Origin of the sequence: Streptomyces rubradiris, from assembly GCF_016860525.1 — a bacterium.
GTDB lineage: Bacteria > Actinomycetota > Actinomycetes > Streptomycetales > Streptomycetaceae > Streptomyces > Streptomyces rubradiris.
Map to the genome: position 1 here is coordinate 1 of NZ_BNEA01000020.1, position 10,828 is coordinate 10,828.

Sequence of the window (10,828 nt, forward strand, 5' to 3'; positions counted from 1 at the left end):
ACCTGCCGGGCGACCTCGACGTCCATGTGCTCGGCTTCGACCGGCCTTTCGATACGCCCGTCTCCGCGGATGCCGGCATGGCCTTCGCGGCGGACCTGTGCCTGCGCCACCTGGCGGGGCGGTTCGACGGCCCAAAGGTGCCGTGCGTCCTGGTCGGCTGGTCGTTCGGCGGCGCGCTCGCCGTGGAGGCGGCGCGGGCGGCGGCGTACCCGGTCAGCCGGGTCGTCGTGCTCGACACCCCGGTGTCGGCGGCGGCACGCCACTGCGAGGACTTCGACGCGGCGATGGTGTCCGGGTTCGTCGACGACATCCGGCAGGCGGGCGGTGTCGTGGTCTCGGAGCAGGACGTGCACACCGACCCGGTGCTGCGCCGGAGGTTCGAGGTGTACCGGCAGAACAAGCTGCTGCTGCGCGACTGGCGGCCGGCCCCGGTAGGGGTACCGGTCGTCCAGTTCCGCGCGAGTGACGGGCCGGCCGAACCGGACCCGGACGCCTGGCGGGAATGGGCGCCGGCGGTGCGCACCGTCGCGCTGAGCGGTGGGCACTTCGACGTGTTCGCGGCGCAGAACCTGCGGCACGTACAGGACGAGATCGAAGGCGGATGGCAGTGAGCGAACCAGAGGTGATCGACGCGATCGTCGAACAGCTGCGTCGGCAGGGCTACGGGATCGGGCCCGACGAGTACGAGGCGGACCTCATCGGCGCGGGGGTCGGCTCGCTGGTCATGGTCCGGCTGCTGTCCGTCCTGGAGGAGGAGTTCGATGTGGAGTTCGCCGTCGCCAGGATCTTCGGCGAGCCGGTGACCGTCGCGCGGCTGGCCGCGGAGATCCTCTCGCGGCACGCGGTCGGGAGGTGAGGCCGGCGTGACGGCGACCGGATTCTCGACGCTGGTGGAGCAGGCCCGGGGCATCGCCGAACTGGCGGGGCGGCGGGCCGGGAAGGCGGAGGCCGCCCGCACGCCCGACGCCGATGTCATCGCAGCGCTCGTCGCCGCCGGTGCCGCCCGTCATTTCGTGCCGGCATCGCTCGGCGGCTCCGGCGGGACGTTCGCGGAACTGAAGCAGGCGGCCGTGGTCATCGGCGCGGAGTGCCCGGCGACGGCCTGGTGCGCGGTGGTGGCCGGGCTGATGACCCGCGCGGCGAACCACCTGCCGCCGGCCGGGCAGCGGCAGCTGTGGGCGGGCGGGCCCGACGTGCTCATCGCCGGCGGCGTGACGCCCCGGGGCACCGCCACCGCGGTGGCGGGCGGCTGGCTGCTGTCCGGGGCCTGGCCGGCGGTGTCCTCCTCGGAGCGGGCCGACTGGATCCTCCTGGTCGCCGCCGTGCGGGGGGAGGGCGGTCCCGGGCAGCGGGTCTGCCTGGTGCCGCGCGCCTCGGTCCTCGTCGAACGGACCTGGGACGACGTCGGGATGCAGGCCACCGGCAGCCACACGGTGGTCGCCGAGCAGGTCTTCGTCCCGGACCCGATGACCTTCCCCGCCGGCCTCCTCACCGAGACGGACGCCCCGCGGCCGGGGCCGGACGGCCGGCCGGTACCGCTGCCGGCCGTGAACACCTTCCTGTTCTGCCTGCCGATGCTCGGCGCCGCCCACGGCGCGCTGCGGTACTGGCGGCGGCTGACCGGCGCGAAACTGCGGGGGCGGGCGGATGTGTACGACCCGGTGGTCGCCCACCTCGCGGATGTGTTCGCGCGCAGCTCCGGCGAGATCGACGCGGCCGAACTGCTCCTCGACCGCGTCGCGCGGGTCGTCGACACCGCGCCGGCCGTGACCCGCTCGGACGTGGCGCGCCACCAGCGGGACTGTGCCCTCGCCGCCGAGCTGCTGGTGCGCGCGGTGGACCGCCTCATGCGGGCCTCCGGCACCGCCGGACACAGCACCGGTTCGGTCCTGCAGCGGTTGTGGCGCGACCTGCACACCGCGAGCTCCCACGCGACGCTCCAGTTCGGCACGGCCGCGGCCGGCTACGCCCGGGCGGAGCTGATCGGCGCCGGCTGAGCCGCGCCCGGCGCCCCGTCACCGACCTGCGAGGAGACAGGACCATGGACCTCACGACCACCGACATGCGGCGCTCGGCCGCCGACGCGCGCTGCGGCCGCAGCGCGCCCTCACCGTATCTGGAGAAGCTGCGGCGTCACGGCTTCGTCGTCCTGGAACCCGACGGCCCGGACGGGCTGTCCCTGGAGGACATCATGGCGCCGCTCGGCACGGCGGTGTCGTACCGGTTCGGCACCCAGCTCGTCCAGGAGCAGCGGCCGGGGACCGACAACTCGCAGTTCCGGACCGGTGCCATACCGATGCACGTCGACGCGATCCTGAACGCACACCCGGTCCGCTACATCGGGCTGGAGTGCCTGGAGGCCCCGGACGAGGGCGGTGAGACGCTGATCGCCGGCAGCAGCGCGTTCTTCGCGACGGCTCCCGCCGAGCTGGTGGAGACCCTGCGCGGCATCCGGATCGAGTACTGGTCCAGGGTCTCGGGCTTCTACGTGGAGCGGCCCGGCGGCAACCCGGTCGTGGCGCCGGTGCAGGTGGACCCGGTGACCGGCGGGGACACGCTGCAGATCGGGCTGGACTATCCCGAGGATCCGGAGCGCAACTACGGGGCGGCCGTGGTGGGCCGCACCAAGGAGCAGAGCCTGGAGCTCTTCGCCCTGGTGGACCGGTGGTTGACGGTTCCGGAGGTGATGTACGCCCACCGGTGGCGGGTCGGCCAGGTCCTGGTCATGGACAACCAGCGGGTCGTGCACGGGCGTGCCGCCTACTGCGTCGACGCTCCGCGAAAGCTGCGCCGCATCTCGGTCGGTTGATGTGCCGGGTGTGTCCGGCCGCCGGTTCCTTCCCCCCTTCACGGAGTCCCCATGTCTGACGTCACAGCGCTCCCGGGCAGCCGGGCCGGCAAAGGCAGCCGTCCCCTGCGTCCTCACGCCGTGCTGGCCATCCTGCTCAGCTGCCAGTTGCTGATCATCCTCGATGTCACGGTCATGAACGTCGTGCTGCCCCGGATCCGGGCCGACCTGGACTTCACGGCCACCGGTCTGCCGTGGGTCCTGGACGCGTACACCCTGACGTTCGGCGGGCTGCTGCTGGTCAGCGGCCGGGCGGGTGATCTGTTCGGCCGGCGGCGGATGTTCGTCGCGGGCGTCGTCCTGTTCACCGCGGCGTCGCTGGCGGGGGGTCTGGCGCAGTCGGCCGCCTGGCTGCTGGCCGCCCGGGTGGTGCAGGGGGCGGGTGCCGCCATGGCCGGACCGAACGCGCTGGCGTTGCTGCACACCGTCTTCACCGAGCCGAAGGCCCGGGTGCGCGCGCTGGCGCTGTACTCGGGGATGGCCAGTGTCGGGTTCGCGGTCGGTCTGATCCTCGGTGGTGTGCTGGCCCAGTGGCTCGGCTGGCGGGCGGTGCTGTTCATCAATGTTCCGCTGGGTGTGCCGGCCATCGTGCTGGCCGGGCGGTACCTGCCGGTCACGCCCAGGCGGGAGGCCCGGCTGGACCTGCCGGGCGCGCTGACCGCGACGGGCGGTGTCGCCGCCCTGGTGTTCGGCTTCATCCGGTCCGCGACGCACGGGTGGGGTGATGTGGCCAGCGGCCTCGCGCTCCTCGCGGGCGCCGCGCTGATCGTGGTCTTCCTCCTCCTGGAGCGGCGGGCGGCGCAGCCGCTGCTGCCGCCGGTGCTGTTCGCCGACCGCAACCGCGCGGTCGCGTACACCAATGTGTTCGTCGGCTACATGGCGAGCATGTCGATGTTCTTCTTCCTGTCCCTGTATCTGCAGGACGTGCGCGGCATGGGTCCGCTGTCGACCGGTTTGGCGTTCCTTCCGACGGCCGTCCTGATGTTCGCGATGATCCGGCTGGTGCCGCGGCTGCTGCGGCGGTTCGGGCCGAAGGCGGTGACCATGACCGGCTGCGTGCTGCTGGTGGCCGGGCTGGTCCTGCTGACGCGGCTGACGCCCGGTACCGGTTACTTCCCTTTGGTGTTCGCCGCGAGTGTGCTGATCGGCTGCGGCACCGGGCTGGGGCTGATGCCGCTCAGCGTGATCATCATGGCGAACGTGCCGTCCGGGGTGGCCGGTGCCGCCGGGGGGGCGCTCCAGACCATTCAGCAGACCGGGGTCACGCTGGGCCTGGCGATCCTGACCACGCTCCTCGGGTCGTCCGTCCGGGGCCACGCCGACGCGCCGAAGGAGGCCTTGAACAGCGGTATCACCGCCGCGTTCGCCGCCGCCGCCGTCATGGCCGCGCTGGCGTTGCTGGGGACGTTCGCCTTCCGTTCCGCGAAAGCCGCGCAGAGCGGGTAGCACGGGGCCGTTCGCGCCGGGTGTGTACGGCCTGTGGTGCGAGCCGCTGGAGACCCCCGGGCTGCCGCGGGCGTCCGGGGCGGAACCCGCGTACTGATCGGGCACGCGGCCGATACGCCGCCGCAGCCCGGCCGCGTCGTCGGTCTCTTCCCGCTCTGGTTCGCCGCCGGTCCGCAGATCAGCGCGGTGGGCCCGGGCTGCCGCTGGGTCGTACACGGGTCCGCTCGTCGCCCGGGGTGACCAGGGCACCGTCCCCGGGGAAAGGACGGTGCCCTGGAGTCCGCGGGGCCGCGGCCGGCCCGGGTCAGGAGCCGGTAGGCGTGTAGCGGGTGCGCAGCCAGGCGGCGCACACGGTCAGGGGTACGGCGGTGGCCGCCGCGAGGAGGAACAGCTGCTGGTAGTGGCCGTGCTGGGCGAGCGTGCCGCCGAGGCCCGAGCCGATCGCGCTGCCGACGAACAGGGAGGCCACGAACAGCGCGACGGCCGTGCCGCGGGCCTCGGGCACCAGCGTGGTGGCCCAGTTCTGCAACGAGGAGTGGAAGAACGACCAGCCGCCGCCCAGCAGGATCGCGGCGGCGCCGATCCCCCACACGTTCGGGCCGGCGGCGGCGACCAGGAAGCCGCCCGCCATCATCACGCCGCCGGCGGCCAGCAGCGACCACGCCGGGCGCATCGCCACCCGCTTCAGCAGCCGCGAGAAGCCCAGGGTGCCCGCGCCGTACAGGGCGGTCACACCGCCCGCGCCCAGGGCACCGATCCCCCCGTCCTCGAGGGCCGGGGCCAGGAAGGTGAAGCAGCCCAGCAGTACCGCGCCCTCGACCAGGCCGAAGGCCATGACCAGCCAGGACCAGCGCCGCCGCAGCACCGAGGCGAGTTGTTCGGACGGCCGGCGCAGGGTGGTGTCGGCACGGGACTCGGACAGTCCGCGCATGCCGGCGACCGTGACCGCGGCCAGCACGGCGGACAGCGCCAGCATCACCCGCCAGCTGAACAGGGCTGCTGCTGCGCCGGCGACCAGGGTGGCGGCCGCGGTGCCGATGGCGAGGGCCAGCTGCAGATCCGACAGGGCCCGCTGGCGTACGGCCGCGGGGACGGTGTCGCCCACGTACGTCAGGGAGGCGGGGACGACCGCCCCGAAGAACGCCCCGGTGGCGATCCGCAGGATCACGAGCGTGGTCAGGTCGGGTGCGGCCGCGGACACCAGTCCGCACACCGCCGCGGCGCACAGGGTGAAGCGGATGACCCGCATGCGCCCGTAGCGGTCGGACAGCATGCCCCACACCGGCTGGGCGCACCCGTACGCGAAGAAGTAGCCGCTCGCGACCAGCACGACCTGGCCGAGCCGGACGTGGAATCCGGTGGCGATGGCCATCAGCAGGGGGGTGATCGCGAAGCGGTCGAAGTTGCTGAGGAAACAGGCCACGGCGAGCGCGGGCGGCACCCGCGCCGCGGTCTGCGGCGCCGGGGGCGAGTCGGCCGGCGCGCTCGGCGGGAGGGCGGACCCGGTCGTCTCGGGCTGTACGTCTTGGGACACGGCAGGGCCTTTCCACGAGAGGCGCAAAGGTTTTACGGTCCCGATCGTGCGCCGTCGGCGGGCGGGCAGCCAGGAGACAAATACTCACAGCCTCGCGTGCGCGGCACCGGCGCGGCCGTTCAACCGCCTGGCGCGGAACACTTGAACGTGCCGGGCCGCAGGTGCCGGCGGCCCGGGCGTGCGCCGCGGGGCTCCCGGCCCGGACGCCCGCCGCGCGGACCGGGGGCGCCCCGGGGGAACGGCCGGTACGCGCTGCTAGCCTGGGCCGATGGCAGCCATGAGGGATCTGGGTGACACCGGCCGCCGTACGCTCGGGGCGTTCGTGAGGTCGCGGCGCGAGCGGTTGTCTCCCGAGGACGTGGGAATCTCCGACTTCTCGCGCCGCCGTACCCCCGGGTTGCGCCGCGAGGAGGTGGCCTCGCTGTCCGGGGTGAGCCTGAGCTGGTACACGTGGCTGGAGCAGGGCCGGGACATCAAGGTCTCGCGTCAGGTGCTCGCCTCGCTCGCGCGGGCCTTGAGGCTCTCCGCGCCGGAGATCCGGCACCTGTACCGGCTCAGCAACGAACTGCCCCCGGATCTCGGCGAGGTGCGCGGCTGCCCTGGCCGCAACGAGCAGCTCCAAGCCCTGCTGGACGCCCTGCAGCCCAATCCGGCGATGCTGCTGGACCACCACTGGGACGTGGTGGCCTGGAACCGGGCGGAGGCGGCGCTCTTCACGGACTTCGGCGCGCTGCCGGCCGAGCGCCGCAACATGCTGTGGGTCATTTTCGGCTGGCGGCCCGCGCGTTCCCTGATGACGGACTGGGAGGCCCAGGCCACGCAGGTGCTCGCCCAGTTCCGGATGCGCGCCGACGAGGAGCCCGCGGACCCCCGCTACGCGGAGGTGGTGGCCGATCTGCTGGCCCACACACCCGACTTCGCCCGTTTCTGGCAGCGGCACGACGTCGCCGACTACCGGACCGTGTACAAGGACTTCGCGCACCCGAGGGTGGGCCGGCTCACCCTGCGCCAGTCGAAGCTGATCGCCGCGGACGACCCGCGCGTGCACCTGCTGGCCCGTTTCCCGGCCGACGAGGCGACGAAGGACGCGCTCGCGCGACTCGGTTGAGGCGAGGCCCGGTCCGCCGAGGCCGTGACACGGGGCCGACGGGCGGTCCTGGCTCACTGCTCCTGCTGGAACTCCCGGATGGGGCAGCCGACATGGCGCTGGTCGGTGAGCGCGTAGCCGAGGATGACGTCGCCGGGCTTGAGTTCGGTGATGTTGTGGACGCTGCCGCCGGGGCCGAGTACCCGCACGTGCCAGTCGTCCTGGGCGATCACGTTCACCTTGCCGCCGGAGGGCGACTCCGCCTCGATCAGCAGCATCGGGCGGCTCTCCATCTTGATCCGGCCGACCACGACCCGCCGCGTCCTGCCGTCGGTGTCCACGGCCAGCAGCTCGGAACCGGAACGCAGTTCGGCCAGGTAGCGGGTGCGGTTGTTCGGCGTGAGGCTGTAGGAGTGCAGCGCGGCGGCGTTCACCCGGAACGGGCGGGTGGGCATGTACGGCACCTGCGAGACCGTCGTGCTGGACGGTGTCCCGGCACACCGCGACAGCCTCCTGACCGAGGAGGAGCGCGCGGCCGGCGGTCTCATGCCGATCTGTGTCTCCCGCTCCCGCGGTCCCCGCCCGGTGCCGGATCTGTGACGGCGGCCTCTGCGGGCGGCCGGCGCCGCAGGGCGGCCGACTGGGACAGGACGATGCCCAGGAGCATCAGCACGGACCCGGCCAGCTGCGGCGGTGTCAGCACCTCGCCGAGCACCAGGTAGGCGGCGACGGCTCCGGCCACCACCTCCAGGGTGAGCATCAGGCTGGCCGAGGTGGGCGGCAGCCGGCGCTGCGCCGCGACGCCCAGCGCCAGCCCGCCGGCCATGCCGATCACGCCCACCCAGACCACCAGCCCCCACACCGGCAGGGAGTGGTCGTTCAGCGCGGCGTCCCGCCACAGCGCGGAGAAGGGGAAGGGGTCGATCACGCCCACCAGGGTGAGGACCGCGGCGTCCACGGTGGTGCCCCATGCCGACATCACCAGGGGTTCGTAGGCGCGCAGTCCTCGTTCGGCGAGCAGGAAGCGGCTCGCCATGGTCAGGGCCGCCAGCAGGGCGAGCGCCAGGCCGGCCCGGTCGAGATCGCCGCCGGAGGACCACACCCGCCCGGTCAGCGCGAGGCCGCCGAGGGCGAGCGCGATCCCCAGCCAGACCAGCCCGGAGAGCTGCTTTCCCTGCACGAGCCGTACCCAGAGGGCGACCAGCACCGGCGACAGGTACTCCACCAGCAGCGCGACACCCACGGGCAGCCGGGTCAGGGCCATGGTGAAGGCGACCTGGTTCACGGCGAGGCTGACCGTGCCGTACACCAGGACCAGCCACCAGTCGCGGACCCTGACCCGCAGGCGGCCGCGGTGCACGACCGCCGCGATGAGCATCAGCAGCACGGCGCCCACGACCGCGCGGGCCTGGATGATGTCGACCGCCGACAGACCGGCGGTTCCCATGGCCTTCAGGGCGGGGGCGGCACCGCCCATCGCGGCGGCGGCCGCGACCGCCAGGGCGATACCGGCGAGCACCCCGCCGTTCCCGTGCCCGCCCGGGGCGCGCACGGGACGCGGGGGTGTGCCGCTGTGTGCCTTCGGAGTCGCCATCGAGCCGCTGCTTCCTTCGCTTCGTCGTCCCCGTGGCGGGTCAGCCGGCGGCCACGGCCGTCAGACGGCGCGCCGCCGTCACGAACGTGTCGTCCAGCTTGTCCACCGTGTTGATGCCCAGTTGCAGCAGGGCGTCGTCGAACTCGGCGCGCAGGATGTCCAGGACGCGCTCCACCCCCTGCTGGCCGCCGAGTCCGAGGCCCCACAGATAGGGCCTGCCGATGCACACGGCCCGTGCGCCGAGCGCGATCGCCTTGGCGATGTCGGTCCCGGAGCGGATTCCGCCGTCGAGCAGCACCGGGTGGTCGCGCGGTACGGCTTCGACGACCGAGCGGAGGGCGAACAGGGCGGGTACGACACCGTCCAGCTGGCGGCCACCGTGGTTGGAGACGATGGTCGCGTCCATGCCCAGTTCGACGCAGCGCCGGACGTCGGCCGGCCGCACCAGGCCCTTGACCAGCAGCGGCAGCCGGGTCCGGTTGCGGATCCACTCCAGGTCGGCCCAGGTGACGGGGAGTTTCTCGTGCCGTCCGCTGGCCGGCGGGTCGCCTCGCAGGATGCCCAGTGCGCGCAGGGTGCCGTAGTCGACTCCCGGGGGCAGCCGGTACCCGGCCCGCAGGGTGGTCAGCCGGCGGGCCGCGAACGACGCGTCGACCGTGACCACGATGGCCGAGGCCCCGCACTCCTCCGCGTACGCCAAGGTGGCCTCGACGTCCGCGCGGGAGCGGTAGGGGAAGAGCTGGAACCATGTGTGTCCGGGCGTCTCGCGCGCGATGTCGGCGTAGGGGTGGTGCGAGTCGGTGCTGACGACCGACAGCAGGCCGTGGCGGGCCGCCGCGCGCGCGGTGGCCAGTTCGGCGTCCGGGTGCACCAGCCGCTGCGGGCTCGTGGGGGCGAGCAGGAGCGGCATGGCGAGGGTGTGGCCCAGTACGGTGACCGACGTGTCGAGTGTGTGCGGACCGTCGTGGAGTCCCCGCGGCTGCAGCCACACGTCGCCGAACGCGGCGGTGTTGGCCGCCACCACGCTGTCCGAACCGGCCCCGCCCGCCACGTACTGGGCGATGGGCGGGTCCGCCTGCGCCGTCCACCGCTGCTCGAAATCGGCGAGCGACAGCAACGCGTCGAGTTCGGTCATCGGGGTCTCCGGCGGGTTCACCAGATGCCCTGGATGGCCGGGATCGGCGGGATGACGCGTGATCCGCCCATCATCTGCAGTACCGAACGGGGAACGGACTGGATGGAGTAGAACCGGCGCAGCCACCGGTCCTGCCCGTCGTAGCGGGGGGTGAACGCCGACCGTCCGTGCGCCGCGACGTGGTTGTCCAGCAGGGCGCAGTCGCCCGGCTGCATGATCACCTCGTGGCAGACCTCCTCCAGTGCCTCGGCCAGCGCGCGCAGGGCGGCGCGGCCCGCCTTGCTCAGGGAGACGGTGTTGTGTGAGTTGAAGCGCATGAGCGGTTTGCCGGCGTCGCCGAAGAGGACCGGGTGGGGGCCGGCCGGCGCGGGTTCCACGGTGCTGTCCCGGGTGAAGGAGCCCGGGTAGTTGCTGTAGAACTGGCATTCCCGCAGGACGTCCAGGGTCGACGGCTTGAGCCGCTCGACGGCCTCCCGGACGGAGGAGACGCGGGTCGCGGCGACCTTGTCGTGGTCCTGCCGCAGGCAGATCAGGCCGATGAAGTCCGGGCGCAGGGCGTGGTGGACGTTCTCGATGTGGAAGTCGAACGCCACCGAGCCGGAGCCCTCGATCCGGGTCTCCTCGCCGGGCAGCGGCTGCACGTTGTGGACGAGGTCGCCGTTCTTCTCGTCGGCGTAGCCGATCATGGTGCCGAGCGTCTCGGCGATGATCATGGCCAGGCCGGCCGTGCCGTGGCCCGGCAGGGTCGCGGGTTCGCCGTCGGAGTGGGTGGGCGGGAGCTCGCCGACCTCCAGGCCGCGCAGCAGCAGGAAACCCGTCGTGCCCGAGTCCTCGCCGAAGCGCCGTACCGCTTGCCGCACCCGCTCGGGCAGGTCGTCGGGGCGGACGGCATCGGGGCCTTGGTGCACGATCTGTTCGGCCCGTTCCCACATGACCGAACGTTCTTGATCGTTCAGTTCCAGTAACGCCGCAGTCATCGATTCCTCGCAATTCCCCTGCGCTGACCGGCAGGTGATCAACCACTGGTGTCCTGGTGGCATGCCGCTGGTGCCTGGTGGCGGCGTGCTGGCCGAGCCCATTTCAAAACCGACCGTCTGGTTTTGTCAACCGCATAGAAAACCGACTGTCCGGTTGTCTTTCAGGGTCGGCCTGACTACCGTCAGCTGGCGGCGGAGCGCCACAGG

10 protein-coding genes and 2 pseudogenes are annotated in these 10,828 nt (G+C 72.8%); 7 read left to right on the top strand and 5 right to left on the bottom strand.

From position 1 onward, the window contains the following. The 5 genes from Srubr_RS39965 to Srubr_RS39985 all read left to right on the top strand — a co-directional run. On the top strand, positions 1-611 hold a 611-nt coding region (locus Srubr_RS39965; protein ID WP_203855119.1), incomplete at its 5' end, for an alpha/beta fold hydrolase. Then, positions 608-856 (top strand): acyl carrier protein, encoded by a 249-nt coding sequence (locus Srubr_RS39970; protein WP_189999927.1) that lies wholly within the window; start codon positions 608-610, stop codon positions 854-856. The genes Srubr_RS39965 and Srubr_RS39970, both read left to right, overlap by 4 nt. 7 nt (positions 857-863) lie before the next feature. Then, a complete protein-coding gene (locus tag Srubr_RS39975; RefSeq protein ID WP_189999928.1) occupies positions 864-1,997 on the top strand; it encodes an acyl-CoA dehydrogenase family protein in 1,134 nt (377 codons plus the stop codon). Positions 1,998-2,041: 44 nt separating this feature from the next. Next, positions 2,042-2,809: a TauD/TfdA family dioxygenase gene (locus Srubr_RS39980; RefSeq protein ID WP_189999929.1), complete on the top strand. Its 768-nt coding sequence runs from the start codon at positions 2,042-2,044 to the stop codon at positions 2,807-2,809. Positions 2,810-2,860: 51 nt separating this feature from the next. Further along, a complete protein-coding gene (locus Srubr_RS39985) occupies positions 2,861-4,294 on the top strand; it encodes an MFS transporter (protein WP_189999930.1) in 1,434 nt (477 codons plus the stop codon). A 304-nt stretch (positions 4,295-4,598) separates the two neighbouring features. Here the strand turns inward: Srubr_RS39985 and Srubr_RS39990 are convergent, their stop codons facing one another. Then, complete coding sequence (locus Srubr_RS39990; protein WP_189999931.1) at positions 4,599-5,828, bottom strand: MFS transporter; 1,230 nt, start codon at positions 5,826-5,828, stop codon at positions 4,599-4,601. A gap of 268 nt (positions 5,829-6,096) precedes the next feature. Between Srubr_RS39990 and Srubr_RS39995 the strand changes: the two genes are divergently transcribed. After that, complete coding sequence (locus tag Srubr_RS39995; protein WP_229927028.1) at positions 6,097-6,936, top strand: helix-turn-helix transcriptional regulator; 840 nt, start codon at positions 6,097-6,099, stop codon at positions 6,934-6,936. A 53-nt stretch (positions 6,937-6,989) separates the two neighbouring features. Here the strand turns inward: Srubr_RS39995 and Srubr_RS40000 are convergent. Next, a pseudogene (locus Srubr_RS40000) lies at positions 6,990-7,379 on the bottom strand (3-dehydroquinate synthase II); the annotation flags it as partial. Between Srubr_RS40000 and Srubr_RS42230 the strand changes: the two are divergent. Further along, positions 7,366-7,515: pseudogene (locus Srubr_RS42230) on the top strand (oxidoreductase); the annotation flags it as partial. The pseudogenes Srubr_RS40000 and Srubr_RS42230 overlap by 14 nt on opposite strands. Here Srubr_RS42230 and Srubr_RS40005 read toward each other — a convergent pair. Genes Srubr_RS40005 through Srubr_RS40015 form a run of 3 tightly spaced genes read right to left on the bottom strand, consistent with a single transcriptional unit; the run spans position 7,460 to position 10,621 of the window. Continuing rightward, complete coding sequence (locus Srubr_RS40005; RefSeq protein WP_189997934.1) at positions 7,460-8,509, bottom strand: DMT family transporter; 1,050 nt, start codon at positions 8,507-8,509, stop codon at positions 7,460-7,462. The pseudogene Srubr_RS42230 and the gene Srubr_RS40005 overlap by 56 nt on opposite strands. A 40-nt stretch (positions 8,510-8,549) precedes the next feature. Further along, positions 8,550-9,644 carry an alpha-hydroxy acid oxidase gene (locus Srubr_RS40010; RefSeq protein ID WP_189997935.1) on the bottom strand — a complete coding sequence of 365 codons (1,095 nt, stop codon included), beginning with the start codon at positions 9,642-9,644 and terminating at the stop codon, positions 8,550-8,552. A gap of 17 nt (positions 9,645-9,661) precedes the next feature. Next, positions 9,662-10,621, bottom strand: coding sequence for a TauD/TfdA family dioxygenase (locus tag Srubr_RS40015; RefSeq protein WP_189997936.1), 960 nt, complete (start codon positions 10,619-10,621; stop codon positions 9,662-9,664). Positions 10,622-10,828: the final 207 nt, after the last annotated feature.